Source organism: Pseudodesulfovibrio portus, from assembly GCF_026000375.1.
In the GTDB taxonomy this organism is placed as follows: Bacteria; Desulfobacterota; Desulfovibrionia; order Desulfovibrionales; family Desulfovibrionaceae; genus Pseudodesulfovibrio; species Pseudodesulfovibrio portus.
Genome location: NZ_AP026708.1, coordinates 2,356,188 through 2,373,801 on the forward strand (window position 1 = coordinate 2,356,188; position 17,614 = coordinate 2,373,801).

The 17,614-nt window shown below is 62.7% G+C and carries 15 protein-coding genes; 9 read left to right on the plus strand and 6 right to left on the minus strand.

The annotated features are described in order from the left end of the window. Position 1 precedes the first annotated feature (1 nt). Genes OO730_RS11335 through OO730_RS11345 form a run of 3 tightly spaced genes read left to right on the plus strand, consistent with a single transcriptional unit; the run spans position 2 to position 2,556 of the window. Positions 2-856 (plus strand): ABC transporter permease, encoded by an 855-nt coding sequence (locus OO730_RS11335; protein WP_264981576.1) that lies wholly within the window; start codon positions 2-4, stop codon positions 854-856. Continuing rightward, positions 853-1,707, plus strand: coding sequence for an ABC transporter permease (locus OO730_RS11340; protein ID WP_264981577.1), 855 nt, complete (start codon positions 853-855; stop codon positions 1,705-1,707). The genes OO730_RS11335 and OO730_RS11340 overlap by 4 nt, the downstream gene beginning before the upstream one ends. Beyond that, the gene (locus tag OO730_RS11345) at positions 1,708-2,556 is read left to right on the plus strand and encodes a glycerophosphodiester phosphodiesterase (RefSeq protein ID WP_264981578.1); all 849 of its coding nucleotides are present in this window, start codon (positions 1,708-1,710) and stop codon (positions 2,554-2,556) included. A 58-nt stretch (positions 2,557-2,614) separates the two neighbouring features. Here OO730_RS11345 and OO730_RS11350 read toward each other — a convergent pair whose 3' ends face one another. The 4 genes from OO730_RS11350 to OO730_RS11365 form a co-directional block, all read right to left on the minus strand. Next, positions 2,615-3,334, minus strand: coding sequence for a class I SAM-dependent methyltransferase (locus OO730_RS11350; RefSeq protein WP_323373355.1), 720 nt, complete (start codon positions 3,332-3,334; stop codon positions 2,615-2,617). A gap of 159 nt (positions 3,335-3,493) precedes the next feature. Further along, positions 3,494-4,894, minus strand: a complete 1,401-nt coding sequence (locus OO730_RS11355) for a sigma-54-dependent transcriptional regulator (protein ID WP_264981579.1) — start codon at positions 4,892-4,894, stop codon at positions 3,494-3,496. Positions 4,895-4,985: 91 nt separating this feature from the next. Continuing rightward, the gene (locus OO730_RS11360) at positions 4,986-6,134 is read right to left on the minus strand and encodes an NAD(P)/FAD-dependent oxidoreductase (protein WP_264981580.1); all 1,149 of its coding nucleotides are present in this window, start codon (positions 6,132-6,134) and stop codon (positions 4,986-4,988) included. A 20-nt stretch (positions 6,135-6,154) separates the two neighbouring features. Further along, positions 6,155-6,637 carry a hypothetical protein gene (locus tag OO730_RS11365; RefSeq protein WP_264981581.1) on the minus strand — a complete coding sequence of 161 codons (483 nt, stop codon included), beginning with the start codon at positions 6,635-6,637 and terminating at the stop codon, positions 6,155-6,157. Between the two features lie 186 nt (positions 6,638-6,823). Here OO730_RS11365 and OO730_RS11370 point away from each other — a divergent pair, with 186 nt between their 5' ends. Beyond that, on the plus strand, positions 6,824-8,599 hold the full coding sequence (locus OO730_RS11370) for a 6-hydroxymethylpterin diphosphokinase MptE-like protein (RefSeq protein ID WP_264981582.1): 1,776 nt from the start codon (positions 6,824-6,826) through the stop codon (positions 8,597-8,599). Here OO730_RS11370 and OO730_RS11375 read toward each other — a convergent pair. Continuing rightward, the gene (locus OO730_RS11375) at positions 8,596-10,263 is read right to left on the minus strand and encodes an NAD+ synthase (protein ID WP_264981583.1); all 1,668 of its coding nucleotides are present in this window, start codon (positions 10,261-10,263) and stop codon (positions 8,596-8,598) included. The two genes, OO730_RS11370 and OO730_RS11375, sit on opposite strands and share 4 nt — an antisense overlap. Before the next feature lie 288 nt (positions 10,264-10,551). Here OO730_RS11375 and OO730_RS11380 point away from each other — a divergent pair, with 288 nt between their 5' ends. Then, positions 10,552-11,619 (plus strand): NAD-dependent epimerase/dehydratase family protein, encoded by a 1,068-nt coding sequence (locus OO730_RS11380; RefSeq protein WP_264981584.1) that lies wholly within the window; start codon positions 10,552-10,554, stop codon positions 11,617-11,619. 88 nt (positions 11,620-11,707) lie between these two features. On the opposite strand, the gene OO730_RS16265 is transcribed toward OO730_RS11380, so the two are convergent. Further along, on the minus strand, positions 11,708-13,261 hold the full coding sequence (locus tag OO730_RS16265) for a Gfo/Idh/MocA family oxidoreductase (RefSeq protein ID WP_323373356.1): 1,554 nt from the start codon (positions 13,259-13,261) through the stop codon (positions 11,708-11,710). A gap of 374 nt (positions 13,262-13,635) precedes the next feature. Here OO730_RS16265 and OO730_RS11395 point away from each other — a divergent pair, with 374 nt between their 5' ends. The 4 genes from OO730_RS11395 to OO730_RS11410 are packed head-to-tail and all read left to right on the plus strand — an operon-like array spanning position 13,636 to position 17,605. Continuing rightward, positions 13,636-14,640: an NAD-dependent epimerase/dehydratase family protein gene (locus tag OO730_RS11395; RefSeq protein WP_264981585.1), complete on the plus strand. Its 1,005-nt coding sequence runs from the start codon at positions 13,636-13,638 to the stop codon at positions 14,638-14,640. Position 14,641: 1 nt separating this feature from the next. Then, positions 14,642-15,748, plus strand: a complete 1,107-nt coding sequence (locus OO730_RS11400; protein WP_264981586.1) for a DegT/DnrJ/EryC1/StrS family aminotransferase — start codon at positions 14,642-14,644, stop codon at positions 15,746-15,748. Between the two features lie 53 nt (positions 15,749-15,801). Then, positions 15,802-16,611 (plus strand): glycosyltransferase family 2 protein, encoded by an 810-nt coding sequence (locus tag OO730_RS11405; RefSeq protein WP_264981587.1) that lies wholly within the window; start codon positions 15,802-15,804, stop codon positions 16,609-16,611. A 19-nt stretch (positions 16,612-16,630) separates the two neighbouring features. Further along, a complete protein-coding gene (locus OO730_RS11410) occupies positions 16,631-17,605 on the plus strand; it encodes a methyltransferase domain-containing protein (RefSeq protein WP_264981588.1) in 975 nt (324 codons plus the stop codon). The last annotated feature ends 9 nt before the right edge of the window (positions 17,606-17,614 follow it).

The window sequence follows — 17,614 nt, forward strand, 5'->3', positions numbered from 1 at the left end:
AATGCAACGATCCCGTTTGGTTTTCTGGATTTTTCTCGCACCGGTCCTCATGTGGTTGTTGCTCCTTATAGTGCTGCCTCACCTCGATCTGCTGACCATGAGTTTCAGGGGAGAGGATGACTATGGGGACATGGTCTGGACAATGCAGAATTACATGAATTTCTTCATAGAACCGATCTACTGGCTGACTTTCGTGCGCACGGCGCTCTATGCCATGATCACCACCTTCATTACTTTCCTGCTCGCCATGCCGGTGTCCTTCTTCATCGCCAAGCTGGCTCGGGCGAGAGTGCAGGGGGCGCTCATGATTCTGCTCCTGCTCCCGTTCTGGGTCAGTGAGATGGTGCGCATCTACGGCTGGATGATCCTGCTCAGGGAATCCGGCGTGCTCAACTATTTCATGCTCAAGCTCGGCGTCATCGATACCCCCATCGAGATGCTCTACAACGATGCCACCATGATCATGGGGCTGGTGTACACCTCCATGCTGTTCATGGTGGTTCCGCTGGTCTCGGTCATGGAGAGCCTGGACGACAGCCTCATCGAAGCCGCGCACGATCTCGGGGCTGGGCAGTTCACCATTTGGCGGACCATCATCATCCCCCATTGCAAGCCCGGCATCACGTCCGGGTCGATCGTGGTGTTCATGCTCGCGTTGGGCAACTACCTGACGCCCAACCTCATGGGGGGCAAAAACTCCCTCTGGTTCACGGAACAGATTTACAACCAGTTCATTGCCAGTTTCAATTGGAACCAGGGCTCGGCCTTCGGCTTTCTGTTGCTCCTGCTCAGCTCGCTCATCATCTGGGTGGGGCTCAGGGTGACGGGCCAGAAGCTTGGGGAGGTGGCGTCATGATCCGTTCCCTGCCGAGAAGCAAGACCTACGATTGGTCGTTCAATGGTTTTATCCTGCTGTACTTCACCTTTTTGTTCGCGCCCTTGCTTGTCACCTGCGTGCTGGCGTTCAACAATTCCGACTTCCCGTCCCTCCCGTGGCAGGGCTTCAGCCTGGATTGGTTCCTGGCCGATGGGCCGGGCAGGATCGGTCTGTTCCATGACGACCAGAACCTGCGCTCCATCGTCACGAGCTTTCAGACAGCGTTCTTCGTGTCGATCCTGAGCGTGGTCGTCGGCACCTGCGCCAGTTTTCTCTTCGAGCAGGAGGAGTTTCGATTCAAGGGGGTTCTCTACTTTCTGATGCTCGCGCCGCTGGTCATTCCCGGCGTCATCCTCGGCATATCCCTGCTGTTGGCGGCCAATACCGCCGGGATGTTCTTCGATGAACGGTTCGGCCTCGATTTCGAGCTCTTCCGTCCCAGCTTCTGGCTTGTAGTGCTGGGCCAGTTCTCGTTCATCTCCACCTTTGTCACGCTGGTGGTTTCGGCCCGGCTCAGGAAGTTCGACCCCGCCCTGGAGGAGGCCGCTCTCAATCTGGGGGCCACCCGGCTCGGAGTCATTTGGCACATCACCCTGAAGTTCCTTCGTCCGTCCATTCTCGGCGCAGGAGCCGTCGCCTTTCTCATGAGTTTCGAGAATTTCAACACGACCCTGTTCCTCGTCGGCTCGGACCCAACCCTGCCGATCAACCTCTATCTTCAGGTTCGCGACGGCAGCACGCCTGTGGTCAACGCGGTTTCCCTGATGCTCATCGTCGCCACGTCCCTGCTGGCTGTGGTCAATTTGTATTTCACCAAGAAGGAAGAATAAGTGTTTTTTGATCGCCTGCCCGGCGCAGGCTACGTCTGTGCGCATCGCGGAGCCCGCGCCCTTGCTCCGGAAAACACGATGCTTGCCTTTGAGCTCGCGCTGGAGCTGGGGGCGGATTATTGGGAAACGGACGTCCACAAGGCTGCGGACGGGACCTTGGTCGTGTTCCACGACGACGTCCTGTCCCGCACATCGAATATCGCCCGGCAAAGCGAGTTCGCCCACAGGGCGCCGTGGCCGACATGGTCGTTCACCCTGGAGGAATTGCGCCGGTTGGATGTCGGCTCGTGGTTCGTCGACGAGGATCCTTACGGGACCATTGCGGCGGGGAGCGGGGACCCTGCCCTGATCAAAAGAATGAAAGGACTGTCGATTCCGACCCTCGACCAGGCCCTGGCCTTTTCAAAGCAAAAATCATTTCCCGTCAACATCGAAATCAAGGACCAGACACAGCTGCCGGGCGACCTGTCCATTGTGGGCGATGTTCTTCAGGCCGTACATGAGCATGAGGCGGAAGACCTGGTGCTCATCTCGTCTTTCAATCATGACTATTTGGCGGAGATGCATCGCCTGGCTCCCCGGATACCCCTGGCCGTTTTGGTGGAGGACACCCCGCCGGACAATGTCGTTTCGTATCTCCGTGCCCTTGGTGCCGACACATACCATCCGGACAGGAACCTCATTGACGCCGAGTGCGTTCGTGCTCTTGGGAAGCAGGGGATTCGTGTCGCTCCGTGGACCGTCAACGACATGGCAGAGGCTCTTTCGCTGGTCGAGGCCGGGTGCTTCGGGATCATCACCGATTATACGCATGTCTTGCGCCGCCTTCTGACGGAGCGTGGCGGCTGAGGCGGGTTTTCGTCCCCGGAAGTGTGCTGATGGCCCGCTGTCGCTGGCCGGATCGGCCCTACGACATCTCCGGCTCGGTCTTCCAGGCAAAGAGGGGGGTGAGCGGCTTCATGTTGACGAAATCGACGCGCACGGCCGTGAAGGCCCCGATCGACGGCGGCAGGATGGCTGAGTTGAGCAGCCTGGATATCCCGGTGGACTTCCATGTGCTCATGGGGCCGGGGAGCACCGAACGGGCCAGGGTGGGGCGGAAGCCGGTGGCGCGCTGTATGAGGTCCTGGATCTCGCACCAGGTGAACCAGTGGGCCTTGGCCATGGTGGTGCCGGAGTTGCGCACGTTCATGGTGTAGTAGAGGGAGTTCTTGTTCAGGAAGCCGATGAGCATTCCCTTTTCGGCCACGCGCGCCGCTTCGGCCAGCATGGCCTCGGGGTCTTCGGTGAATTCCAGCACGGACCAGATGAAGGCGTAATCGAACTCGTTGTCCGAGAACCCCATGTGCTCGCCGTGGCCCAGGTGCAGCTCGGCCCGGTTGCCGAACCGCTTGCGCGCGGCCATGATCATCTCCGGCGAACTGTCGATGCCGGTCACGTCCAGCCCCATCTGATAGAGCATCTCGAGGAACAGCCCGGTCCCGCAGCCGATTTCCAGCAGCTTGCGTTTGCGCCGGGGCCAGCCCGCCAGCACGTTCTGCAACAGCCGGGCCTCCTGTTCCAGGGCGAAGCTGCCTTCAGGGGTGCTGAACCACTCCTCGTATCTGTCCGGGTCCCAGACCATCATCAATCCTCAAGGTTAGATCATCCGCTCTCAAAAGTATGACCATCTTGCCCGCCCCTGTAAACACCCGCATCAAGAATCACCTGTGGATGACGCGCGCCCCTCGCCGCAGGCGACACAAAAAGTTTCGGAAAGGAGAGGGGATGGGGGCCGGTGGCGCTCCTAATCCGTCTGGATGTTGTAGGCCTTGAGCTTGCGGTACAGGGAGCTGCGCTCCAGGCCGATGGCCTTGGCCAGCTGCGAGATGTTGCCTTCGAATTCCCTGAGCTTGGCTTCCAGAAACCGGGCCTCGAAGTCGGCGCGGGCCTGTTTGAGGTCCGAGGGGCCGTCGGCGATGAGGTCGTCCATGGAGGTCTCGGGCTCGGCCTGGGCGACGGCCTTGGGCGCGGGCGGCGGCGTGCCGAATTCCGGCGGCAGACGGTCGGCGGTCACGGTGTCGCCGCCGTACATGATGAACATGCGCTCGACGAAATTCTTGAGTTCGCGCACGTTGCCCGGCCACGGATAGCGGGAGAGCGCCTCGATGGCCCCGGCGTCGAAGGAGATGGGCTTGAACCCGTGCTGCTTGACCAGGCTGGACACGAAGTCGTTTATGAGCAGCGGGATATCCTCGATGCGGTCGCGCAGGGGCGGCAGCTCCAGGGGGAAGACCTTGAGCCGGTAGTAGAGGTCCTCGCGGAAGTTGCCCGCCCGGATTTCCTCGGCCAGGTCCTTGTTGGTGGCCGCGATGACGCGCACGTCCACGGTGATGGTCTTGCGCCCGCCCACGTGCTCAAAGGACTGCTCCTGCAGGATACGCAGAATTTTAGCCTGTGTTTTCAGGCTCATGTCGCCGATCTCGTCCAGGAACAGGGTGCCGCCGTCTGCCAGCTCGAACTTGCCCTCCTGGGCCTTGTCCGCCCCGGTGAAGGCGCCTTTTTCGTGGCCGAAGAGTTCGGACTCGATGAGCTCCTCGGGAATGGCCGCGCAGTTCACGGCCACCATGGGCTTGTCCGATCGCCCCGACTGGTGGTGGATGGACCGGGCCACGATCTCCTTGCCGGTGCCGTTTTCGCCGGTGATGAGCACCCACGACTCCGTGGGCGCCACGCGTCCGATGACCTCGTTGAGGTGATTGATGGCCGGGGATTCGCCGGTCAGGTTGACGGGCTGTTCCGAGGAGATGCGCGTCTTGAGCGCCTGGTTTTCCTGGCGCAACCGCGAGAACTCCAGGGCGTTGCGCGTGGCGACCACGACCTTTTCCAGGGAGAGGGGTTTTTCGATGAAGTCGAAGGCCCCTTTCTTGAGCGCCTGGACCGCGGTCTCGATGGTCCCGTGCCCGGAGATCATGATCACGGGCAGCCCCTTGTAGTCGCGGGAGACGATGTCCAGGACCTCCAACCCGTCCATGCCGGGCAGCCAGATGTCGAGAAAGACCATGTCCGGGATGTCCGTGCCCAGCAGTTCCAGGCCCTGCTCCCCGGATTCCGCCTCCACGATCCTGAAACCCTCGTCCTCGAGAATGCCGCGCAGGGAAAGGCGGATGCCTTCCTCGTCGTCGATGATCAGGATTCTTCTGGCCATGGGTACTCCCGTGCGGCGCGTGTTGGTGGATTCAGGGGCCGTTTCCCCTTATAGACGGTCGCGCCCGATGATTCAAGCGGCGGCTTGCCCTTTAGAAATCCCACTGCTTTTTTCTGAGCCAGGAATAGGAGCGCATGCCGTGCACCATCTCGGCCAGGGGGGTGTTCAGCCAGGTGGCGAACCAGCCGAGTCCGCGCGGGCCGACCCACTGCATGGACCGGAACAGGGCCCAGCGCAACCGGTCGGAGGCCCTGAGTTCGGGGATGATGTGCCGATGCAGTCGGCGGGCGTACGGCGGGCCGGGGCTCGTGCCGGTCTCAACGCCTTTGGCCACGGCCTCCCCCGCGTACAGGCCCGTACACAGGGCAAAGAAGATGCCTTCGCCGAAGAGAGGTTCCACGAACCCGCCCGCGTCCCCGGCCAGCAGGGCGCGGCCGAAGACCGGATCATGGAGGTAGTTGCCGTAGGGGAGGGGGTGCCCGCGCCAATCCGGCACGGCGTCGGGACTGATTTTCAGCGCGCCCAGGAATTTCTTGAACAGGTCGGGGAAGCGGCTGTTCTTGCTGCGCAGTCCGCATAGGCCGACCACCACCTTGTCCCTGTTGGGGAAGACCCAGCCGTAGCCCGCATCCAGGAAGCCGACATACAGTTCCGGGTGGTCCACCGGTCTGGGAAAGGAGTGTTTCGGGATCGCGATTTCGATGGCTGCGGCCATGAACCGGTGCATGCGCTCCCGCTCCACCGAGGGGAAGGAGGAACGGACCCTGGAGTTGGCCCCGTCCGCCCCGATGACGTACCGCCCCCGGAAGGTCCGGCCGTCCGCGCAGGTGACCGTGCCCGTGTCCGGGTCGCAGCCCACGACCTGCGTTTCCTGGGCGACCCCGGCCCCGGCCTCGACCGCGCGCTGCAGGAGGCGGTCGTCGAAAACGGTTCGGTCCACGAAGTGGAAGGGGAAGGGGAGCGGCCCCTCGGCCAGGTTGTCGGTGAGGGTGCGTATGGCGTACCGGTCCGAGGCGAAATTGACGGCCCCGGCGTCGGCCAGGGAGTCCATGGTCTCGTTGAAGTGGTTTTCCAGCAGCCGGACGGATTTCCATGTCAGCAGGCCGCCGCACAGCTTTTTCCGGGGGAAGCGGGCGCGGTCGAGCACGAGCACGTCAAGGCCGCGCCGGGCCAGGGAAAGGGCTGCGGAACTGCCTGCCGGTCCGCCCCCGCAGATGATGGCGTCATGAATTTTTTGCATGGGGAAAAAAGAAGGCCGGATCACATGGTGTTGATCAGCGTCTTGGGGTTCTTGCCCTGTTTTTTCAAGGTTTGGTAAGCCTTGAGGTCCTTGTCCAGCTTGGCCAGGACGCCCGTGGGGAGGTCCTTGCGTTTGCTGCGCCGGAGCGGCGTGGTGAAGGTGAACCCGTCCCGCAGAACCACGCGGACCTCGAACAGGATTTCCGTGTCGGGCGTGACCTTCCTGTACGAATCCTGGGTCGAGGTCTGGATGGTGATCTCCTGGAGAAGTTTCTTGCGCCCCTTCAGGTAACCGCGCATCCGGTCGATTTCCCTGTCAGAGAAATCCTTGCGGTCCAGGTCGCCGCTGAACTTGATGTCCGCCACCGTGTTCCGGCTGAACATGGATTCGCCTTTTTCCATGATGTCGAGGTTGAAAAAGATGACCACGACGAGAATGGCAACGGCGATGAAAAAGATGTTGCGGACGATCTCTTCGGCCCTGCTGCGGCGCCTTTTGCTCATGAAATCTCCTGTTTGCGACGGTGGTTGGGAAAAGGCTATACCATGAAGCGGTGCGTTGGCAAATGGCTCAGATTCCACTCTCCGGCGGCGGTGGCTTGACAAAACAGGAGTCTGACGCCAACGTGCACAGTTGAATTCCGATATTTGCCGCTCATCCGGCAACAGGTCTATAACTCACTATAAAATATGGAAAACAGCAAGATAGCAGCCCTGGTGGAACTCGGCATCCTCTGCCGGGGCGAGCCTGTCGAAGTCTCGGGCGACGGCGCGGCGGACCATGGGCCGCACGCGGTCTCCGGCCACAACCAGCTCTGCCGATTCGAGCATCCCCAGTTTCAGCATCCCTTTGAGGACCCTTCCCTGGAGGCGTACGCCTTTTTCTCCGCAGACACCCCTGTGCAGGAGGCCCTGGGCAGGACGCGCCTGGTGATCGTCCTCGGCGCGGCGGACACGCCCCAGCTGCGGGCCTGCCTCGAGTCGCCCAATGCGGTGGTCGTCCTCTTCGAGCCGGACGAGCGTGTGCTCATCGGTTTTCTGGAGGCGGTCGGGCTCGCCCGCCTGAACAGGAAGAACTTCTTCTGCTTCACCGGCGATCCCTATTCCTTCAACCCCGCCCTGCAGGACCTCTTTCCCGGCGATGTGTTCAAGCGGGGGACGCCGCTCTTCCTCCTGACCGACCGGATCGACGCGGACTACGGCCCGTGGGCGGCCCGGGTCATCGATTATTTCGAGGTGCTCCACTACCGGCATGTCATCTATCCCCTGTCCGGTCAGGGGCTGACCCGTTCCCGGCCGATCAGGAACATCTTTCGCGGCCTGGTCTACGATCAGCAACGGCACGCCTACCAGAACATCCCCGACTATCTCGCCTGCCCGCCCATCGCGGAATTGCGCAACCGGCTGCACGGCCTTCCCGCCATCCTGGTCGCCGCCGGTCCCGACCTGCCCGACAAGTTCGAGTACATCCGGGCCAACCGGGACCGGGCGGTTGTCATCTGCGTGAACAACGCGGTCAAGCCGCTTGTCGACGCGGGCATACGTCCCCATTTCGTGATCATCAACGACACCTCCGTGGATTCTGGCGTCGTGTTCCGGCACATTCCCGAGCTGCCGGAGACCATCCTGGTGGCCCATTGCCTGTCCGAACTGGGCGACGGCCGGTTCCGGCAGAAATACCTGTTCGGCAACTTCCTGCCCGAGATTTTCGGCAGCAGGGAGATGCTCAGGCTCCACGGGTCGGTCATCTCCACGGCCTTTTCCCTGGCCACCCTCCTCGGCTGCCCGAAGTGCGTCCTGGTGGGCGCGCAGCTGGCCTCCGACAATCCCTGGGGGCTGCGCTACGCCGAGGGCACGGTGAAGAAGAGCCTGGAGAGCGGGGAGAAGCCGTTGATCCAGCGTCATCCGCAGCTCTACCCGGTGACCACGCCCTTCGGGGAGCAGCGGTACACGACCATCAATTTCCGGGACGCGGCCCTGTGGCTGGCGGAGGTCATCCGGCTGTCCGGGGTGGAGTGCGTGAACACGTCGAAGTCGAGCATCCTGTACGGCGAGGGCATCGAGTACGATGGCGAGCCGGAGCTTCCCGAAGCATCGGTCGTCCAGCCCTTTTCGCGGCTGTTCAGGGCTGCTCCGCCCAATCCGGACCGAAAGGGGGTGCGCCGGTACGTGGCCCACGAGCTCGGCCTCTGGAAGAGCGTCAGCGGCGCAGTCCGGGCCATGCTGGACGACGACGGCCCGGCCATGGCCGCCAAGGGGATGGCCATCCTCAAGCAGCTGGACGGCAGCAACGTGACCTACATGGTGGAGCGGCGCAAGCCGTTCAACAACCAGAAGTTCTACAAGCTGGTTTTCCAGGGCAGCGAAGCGGATCGCCGGGCGGGCCTTGTCCACTACTTCGAGAACGTGCTGGACATGAGCGAGGAGTTTCTCGCCCTGCTGAACACGGCAGCCCGTTCGGTCTAGAGTTCCCGCCTGCAGGCCAGGGGCATGCGCCAGCCCGTGCCGAAGGAGCGCGGGGTGAGCTTGATGCCGGGCGCGGCCTGGCGGCGCTTGAATTCCGCGAACCGGACCAGTTTCAACACCCGCTCCACGGTTTCCCCGTCAAACCCCGCATCGATGATTTCTTCCTTTGATTTGTGGCGTTCCACGTGCAGTTCCAGGATGGAGTCCAGGACTGCATAGTCCGGCAGGGAGTCCTGGTCCTTCTGGTCGGGCCTGAGCTCGGCGGACGGCGGCTTGGTGATGATCGGCTCAGGGATGCCGGGCGCGCCCCTGCGCACGTTGGCGTTGTACCAGCGGGCCAGGGCGAAGACCCCGGTCTTGTCCACGTCCGAGATGACCGCGAACCCGCCGGACATGTCCCCGTAGATGGTGCAGTAGCCCACGGCCAGCTCGGACTTGTTGCCCGTGGTCAGGAGCAGCGCCCCGAACTTGTTGGACAGGGCCATGAGCAGGTTGCCCCGGATGCGGGACTGGATGTTCTCCTCGGTGGTGTCGGGCTCCCGTCCGGCAAAGGGCTCTGCCAGGGTATTGCCGAACTGTTCCATGATCGGCTCGATGGGCAGGGTGTACGTCCTGATGCCGAGATTCTCGGCCAGTGCCAGGGAATCGTCGATGGACCCTTTGCTGGAATAGGGGGAGGGCATGAGCACGCAGGTCACGTTCTCGGGTCCCAGTGCCTCGGCGGCCACGGCGGCGGTGACTGCGGAGTCGATGCCCCCGGACAGCCCCACCAGGGCGGTGGAGAAGCCGGACTTGTGCGCATAGTCGCGGGTGCCCAGGACCAGGGCGTGCCAGGTCTCGGCTTCGCGGGAAAAGTCGTCGTTCGAGATGCGTCCGGCGTCCGTGTCGTCCACGTCCACGATCATCACGGCCTCGGCGAACCCGGGGGCGCGGGCCATGAGCTTGCCGCCGGGCGAGAAGGCGCAGGACCGGCCGTCGAAGATCAGGTCGTCGTTGCCGCCGGTCTGGTTGGCGTAGACCAGGGGCACCTTGTACTTGCCTGCCACGGCTCCGAGCATGTCCTCCCGAAGCTGCTGCTTGCCCAGGAACAGGGGCGAGGCGGACAGGTTGACGATGCAGTCCGGTGAGGATTTCGCGGCGTCCTCGAGGGGGTCGCGGGAGTAGGCGCGGATTTCCCAGTAGTCCTTGTCGTTCCAGGCGTCCTCGCAGATGGTCACGGCGATGGTCCGGCCGTTCCAGCGCAGGATGTTGGCCTCCGGGTCGCCCAGGGGCGCGGCTTCGAAGTAGCGGGCCTCGTCGAACACGTCGTAGGTGGGCAACAGGGTCTTGCGGAAGACCTGGCGGATTTCGCCGCCTTCGCACCAGAGGGCGCAGTTGAAGACCGGCTTGCCCTGGCCCGTTGCATTCTGTTCCACCGCCCCCAGAAGCAGGGGCGGGCCGTCCTTCAGTTCAAGCGCCAGGCCTTGGGCCGCCTTCCACGTCCTGCCCACGAACCCGGAATACAGGAGCAGGTCGCGCGGCGGGTAGCCGGTCAGGGCCATTTCCGAGGTCAGGCAGAAGTCCGCTCCGAGTTCGGCGGCCTCGTTTGCGGCCTTGAGAATCCGGGCGGCGTTGCCCTTCAGGTCCCCGACGATGGGATTGAGTTGCAGCACACCGATTTTCATGGGCAAAGAGTTACTCCAAAGGGCGTGCCGGGGCAACTGTATAAGACGTCGGTCGGGGGAGTATGGAAATGGAGTCCGGTCCGGTTTCCCGCAGCCCTCCTTAGGCCCGGAGTTTGCAAGACACTGCAGGCGCGTCATGGAAATGCCGGGCTCCTGTTCAGGGTGTTTGGCTTTTGCGCCGATTGATCATAAGGTGAATGGATGAAATGATTTGTCAACGCAACATGTTGAAAGAATGAACGAACGTTTGAATATACCGTGTTTTGCCGCGGATGGAGGGGATGGAACATGTCAGTGTGTCTGGTGACGGGTTCAGGCGGCCTGATCGGAGGCGAGACGGCCCGATTCTTTGCGTCCAAGGGCTTTGACGTTGTCGGTGTGGACAACGACATGCGCAGTTATTTTTTTGGCCGGCAGGCGTCCACCCGGTGGCATGTCGCAAAGCTGTCCGAGGGCCTTCCTTCCTACACCCATTATGCGGAGGACATCCGCGATCCCGAAGCCATGGACAGGGTGTTCGCTCGGCACGGCAAGGACATCGCCATCGTGGTGCACACGGCGGCGCAGCCTTCGCACGACTGGGCGGCCCGCGAGCCGCTCACGGATTTCGACGTGAACGCCCGGGCCACGCTGATCCTGCTGGAGGCGGTCCGCAAGCACTGCCCGGAGGCCGTTTTCATCTTCACCTCCACCAACAAGGTGTACGGCGACACGCCCAACGCGCTGCCCCTGGTGGAGACGGAAACCCGCTATGAACTGGACGAGTCGCATCCGTGGCATGCGCAGGGGATCGACGAGACCATGAGCCTGGATGCGAGTACGCACAGCGTGTTCGGCGCGTCCAAGGTGGCGGCGGACATCATGGTCCAGGAGTACGGCCGGTATTTCGGCATGAACACCGTCGTCTTCCGTGGCGGATGCCTGACCGGATCGGGCCACAGCGGAGCCGAACTGCACGGTTTTCTCGCCTACCTGGTCAAGTGCGGGGCAACGGGTGCGCCCTATACGGTCTTCGGCTACAAGGGCAAGCAGGTCCGGGACAACATCCACAGTTCCGACCTGGTGAACATGTTCTGGCACTATTTCAACGCCCCCCGGCCCGGCCAGGTGTACAACGCGGGCGGCGGCAGGCACTCCAACTGCTCCATGCTGGAGGCCATCGCCCTGTGCGAGGAGATCACGGGCAGGGAGTTCAACTACACCTACGCGGACGACAACCGCGTCGGCGACCACATGTGGTGGATATCCGACGTGTCCAAGTTCCGGGAGCATTATCCCAGGTGGCAATACACCTACGGCATCCGGGACATCGTAACCGAGATTTACGAGAACACCGGGGAACGGATGTCCCGCTGACGGACACATGGCGCATGACAAAAAGCAGGGCCGGAACCGATCATCGGTTCCGGCCCTGCTTTTTGATTTTTCGAGGGGCTGGCGGCGGCTATGCCGGGGCCTGGACCCTGACGGTTCCGGCGTAGTCCTTCTTGCAGGCCGGGCACTGCCGGTCGCGGTCAAGCTTTTCACCGCAGGCGCACATCCAGCCGGTGATGCGTGCCGGATTGCCCGTGACCAGGGCGTGGTCCGGTACATCCCTTGTGACCACGGCACCGGCTCCGACAAAGGCGTATCTGCCGATGGTGTTGCCGCAGATGATGGTGCAGTTTGCACCGAGGGTCGCCCCCTTCTTGACCAGGGTGGGCCGGGCCTCGTCCATGCGCCGAATATGGGCACGGGGGTTGAAGACGTTGGTGAAGACCATGGACGGGCCGCAGAAGACGTTGTCCTCAAGGGTCACGCCCTTGTAGATGGAAACGTTGTTCTGGACCTTGCAGCCGTTGCCTATGGTCACGTCCGGGCCGATCATCGTGCCCTGGCCGATGTTGCAGCCGGTGCCGATCCGGGAGCCGGACAGGATGTGGGAGAAGTGCCAGACTTTGGTGCCGGTCCCGATCTCGGCTCCCTGGTCCACCACGGCCGAGGGGTGCACGAAGGCGCTGGGGCCGGAAGCCGCGCCGACAAAGTTGCTGCCGTTGTCCATGGACATCTGGGCGTCCTGCAGCACGTGCAGCACCTGCAGCCCCTCGCGTCCGTCGGTCCGGGGCGTTGTGCCGGTGGAAATGCAGTCGATGAAATGGCGGCATTCCTCTTTGAGGGGCTCGGCCTCGGTGAGTTCCACGGGCTTGCCCTGGCTTCTTTCAGGGACGGGCATCTGTTCCTTCCAGACGATTTCGTGCGGGTACAGGACGAGTTTCGTGTCCCAGGGCAGGGTGTCGTCCAGTACGGCCATGCACTTCTCGGCCACCACAACAAGTTTCTGTTCCTTGAAGGGGTGCAGCCAGGAAACGAAAATGTGCGCCTTGACCCCGGACGGGAATTCCATGTGGGTGGTGGTCACGTCGGCGATCTTGTCGTGCAGAAAGTAGCCGCCGGTGGCGGAAACCGATTCCGGCGGCTCGCCGGTCAGCCGCAGGATCATGGAGATGTCGTGGGGGGCAAAGGACCAGAGGATGTTCTCCTCGCGGCGAAATTTGCCCAGATTGAGCCTGTTGGAGCAGATGTAGTTGATTTTTCCCAGCGTGCCGTCCTCGCACAGCTCCATCAGTTTCATGAAGGCGGGGTGGTATTGCATGAGGTGGCCGACCATGAGCACCAGGCCGCGTTCTTCGGCCAGCTCCACCAGCTCGCGAGCCTCGTCCAGGTCGAGCGCCAGGGGTTTTTCCACGAACACGTGTTTGCCCGCCAGGAGTCCCCTGGTGACCAGCTCGAAATGGGTGACGGCGGGCGTGGCGATGACCACGGCGTCAATGTCCCGACGTTCAAAGACCTCGTCCACCGACGTGCACTTCTCGATGTCGGGGTAGGCGGCGGTCACGGCCTCGAGGTTGTCGGGCGAGGTGTCGCAGGCAACGCGCAATGCTCCGATTTCATGGAAATTCCTCAGAAGGTTCTTTCCCCAATATCCGGTGCCGATCAGGGCGACAGATGGGCTGCTCATGGTCACTCCGTGTTTGCGATGACTATTCGTTGCCGGGTCGGTTCCGGCGTCCAGGCTGTAGATGCAGTTCCAATGCCAATGCGTCCGGAGCAGGACGACGGCGGGCCCGGATATGTGCGCCAAGGGTAAAGAAAATTAGACTTTAAGTCGACAACTGTTTATGAACTGAATGATTTGTATTTCAACCGGTTGAAGGCCCGAGAAGGCGTCCGGCCACCTCTTTTCCCAGCGATATGACGGGAATAAAGGGTTCGCCGGAGGCAAATTCTTTTGGGTACGGATTCTGCATAGTTTCTGGAACTCGTCGGAAATACGAATGTTTCGTCGCTGAGTGAATGATACGGGAAACACCACAGCAAAGAGGATGTAAGATAATGGATATAAAGGGAAAACGCTTTCTTGTTATCGGCGGTGCAGGGTTCATCGGTTCGCATCTTGCGGACCAGTTGTGCGAAGCGGGAGCCGAAGAGGTCCGGATATTTGACAACCTTACCCGTGGAAGCGTGGAAAATCTTGCCTCCTCCATGGGGCGGCCGAACCTGACCGTGTACGACAAGGGCGGCGAGCTCATGCATCGGGATATCCTGAACGACGCCATGCAGGGCGTGGACGGCGTGTTCCACCTGGCCGCCATGTGGCTGCTTCACTGCTACGACTTTCCGCGTTCCGCCTTTGAGGTCAACATCGGGGGCACCTTCAACGTGCTGGAGGCCATGCTCAACAACGGCGTGAAGAAGCTGGTCTATTCCTCTTCGGCCTCGGTGTACGGCGACGCCGTGTCGGAGCCCATGAAGGAGGACCACCCCTACAACAACACCAATTTCTACGGGGCCACCAAAATCGCGGGCGAGCACATGTGCCGCTCCCTGTATCACCGGTACAAGGACACGGACCAGGCCTTCGACTACGCAGGCCTCCGGTATATGAACGTGTACGGTCCGCGCCAGGATTACCAGGGCACGTACATCGCCGTGATCATGAAGATTCTGGACAGGCTCGACCAGGGATTGCCGCCAGTGGTCTACGGCGACGGCACCCAGGCCTACGACTTCGTCTACGTGGGCGACTGCGCGCGGGCCAACATCTGCGCCATGCGTTCCGACGCCACGGACCAGTGCTACAACGTGGGGACGGGCGTCAAGACCTCCATCAAGCAACTGGCCGAGCTGCTGCTCGAGTTGACCGGTTCCGACCTCGAGATCGAGTACAAGCCCGGCGGCCTGACCTTCGTCAAGAACCGCGTGGGCTGCCCGGAAAAGGCGGAGCAGGAGATCGGCTTCAAGGCGGACAAGGACCTCCGCGAGGGGCTCATGAATCTCATCGAGTGGCGCAGGAACCACATTGAAGAAGTGGACCGTCGGCGTCAGAAGGCGAAATAGCGTGTACGACATACCACTCATCAAGCCGTTCATCACCGACAAGGTGCGGGAGCGCGTCCTCGCGGTCCTGGACTCCGGCTACCTGACGGAAGGTCCGGTCACCCGCGAATTCGAAGAACGGGTGGCCCACTGGTGCGGGGTCGACCATTGCCTGGCCGTGACCTCCTGCACGACGGGTCTGGAGCTGGGGCTGCGGGCCCTGGGCGTCGGTCCCGGCGACGAGGTCATCGTCCCGGACTACACCTATCCGGCCACCGCGTCCGTGGTCTCCATCGTGGGGGCCGTCCCGGTCATCGTGGACGTGGACCCGCAGACAATGCTCATCGACTGCGACGCCCTTGAGGCGGCCATAACCGACCGCACGCGGGGCGTCATCCCGGTATCCCTGTTCGGCAACCCCCTCGACTGGGACCGCCTGAACGCGATCAAGGAGCGGCATTCCCTGTTCATGCTGGAGGATGCGGCCTGCGCCCTGGGCTCCTCGTACAAGGGGATGATGACCGGGTCGCACGCGGACATCGCGGTCTTCAGCCACCACCCGCGCAAATTCATCACCACGGGCGAGGGCGGCACGGTCACCACCAGGGACGGCGAGCTCCACGCCTTCATGCACTCCTACAAGCATTTCGGCATGGAGACCGGCCAGAGCCGCGCCGGGACGCAGTTCTCCCGCATCGGGACCAATTACAAGATGAGCAACCTGCTGGCCGCCGTGGGGCTGGAGCAGATCGCGCTCATCCATGAACTGCTGGCCGAACGGCGTTCCCAGGCGGACCGCTATCTGGCGCTGCTGGCGGACGTGCCCGGCGTCAGCTTGCCGAAGATCACCGAGGGCGGCGAGCACTCCTGGCAGACGTTTTCCGTGTTCGTGGAGAACCGGGACGCGGTCATGGCGGCCATGCGCGAGCAGGGGATCGAGGCCCAGATCGGGACCTATTCCCTGCACATGCACCCGGCCTACGGGGACAACGGCGCGGTCCGCATTCACGGCTCCATGGACGGCAGCCGGTACGCCTTCGAGCACGCCCTGGCCCTGCCGCTCTATCACGGCATGACCGAGGCGGAGCAGGACAGGGTTGTCGCGGCGCTGGCCGGGCTGGCGGCGTAGGCGGAATCGGGCGGACGCTGCCCGGTGGAACGAAAAATACAAGGGTTGATCACATGACACAGACTGCCAAGCTCGTTTCCATGGTCGTTCCGACCTATAATCAGGCCGACTACCTCGGCCCCTGCCTGGATTCCATCTGGTTCCAGGATTATCCCAACCTGGAGATCGTCGTGGTCAACGATTGTTCCACGGATCACACCCGCGAGGTCCTTGAGGATTTCGAGCGGGCCGTGAACGAGGACGTGGTCTCCTTTGCCTCGAATTTCAACGAGGATACCGGCGAGATCGAGCGCACCCGCCATCCCCGTTATGCCAAGGAAGGCCGTACCCTGCGCATCCTGCACAACGAGGAGAACATGGGGTCCACCCGGACCTACAACCGGGGGTTCCAGGCGGCCACGGGGGACTACTGCACCTATATCGCGTCCGACGACGTCTGCCACCCGCAGATGGTCTCCACCCTGGTGGAGCCCCTGGACAACGACGAGGCGGACTTCGCCTATTCCGACATGTTCGTGTTCGACGATGCGGGCCGCATCCTGCGCGAGTTCAAGCTGCCGGAGTATTCCTTCAAGGAGAGTTTCGGCGACTGGTACCTGTGCGGCGTATCCAAGATCTACCGCCGCTCCCTGCACGAGAAGCTGGGCTGGTACAACAACGACTACCTGGGCAACGATCATGAACTGTTCCTGCGCTTCGCCATGAACGGCGTGCGCTTCAAACACATCGCCAGGACCCTGTATTCGGTGCGTACACACGACGGGCGCGAGGAAAACGTGCACAGCGAGTCCAACTGGGGCAAGCTGCTCGACGAGTCCCGCGGGCTGGTCAGGAAGGCGCGCGAATTCATGGCGGCCAAGTAGCAACGACGTGGATGCAATCATGACGAGTACCGCCTTTCACTGCCCGGAACACGGCATCCCCCTGACGGCATCGGGCGACGGGTACGCCTGTCCCGAGGGGTGCTCCTTTCCCGTGGTCGCGGATATCCCGCGCTTCGTGGATTCCTCCAACTACGCCCGCTCCTTCGGGTTGCAGTGGAACCGCTTCCGGACCACGCAGCTCGACTCCCACACCGGGACGACCATCTCCCGCGACCGTTTGACCCGGCTGGCCGGGGGCGACCTGAAAAAGACCTTTGCGGGCAAGCGGGTGCTGGAAGCCGGTTGCGGGGCAGGGCGGTTCACCGAGTTGCTGCTGGAGGCGGGCGCGTCGGTCACGGCCGTCGACCTGTCCGAGGCGGTGGAGGCGAATCTCACGAACTGCGGCGCGCGCGGCGACTATCGGGTCTGCCAGGCGGACATCCGGAGGCTGCCCTTCGCCCCGGGCGGCTTCGACGTGGTCCTGTGCATCGGCGTGGTCCAGCACACCCCGGACCCGGAGGAGACCTTGAAGGCCCTGGCCCGGCAGGTCGCGCCCGGAGGGTTGTTGATCATCGACCACTACACCTACCGCGAGGGCGGGGTGAAGTGGAGCAGCCGGACCCTCAGGAAACACATGCTGCAGCGGCCCTCGGAATCCTCCATGCGTTTCGTGGAGCGGCTGGTGAACGCGCTGTGGCCCATGCACAGGTTCCTGTACCGGGTGCGCAGGGCGGCCTGGTTCACGCCCGTGCGCAAACGGCTGCTGCACCTTTCGCCGGTGCTCGATTACCAGTACGCCTTTCCCGAGCTGTCGCCGGAGCTGCTGCACCAGTGGGCCGTGCTCGACACCCACGACGTGGTCACGGACTACTACCAGCACCGGCGCACCACCGACGAGATCCGGGCGGCCCTTGAGGGCAACGGCCTGGAGGCCCTGCGGGTGGAGTACGCGGGCAACGGGGTCGAGGCCATGGCCCGGAAGCCGGAATCCTAGGCGGTCGCC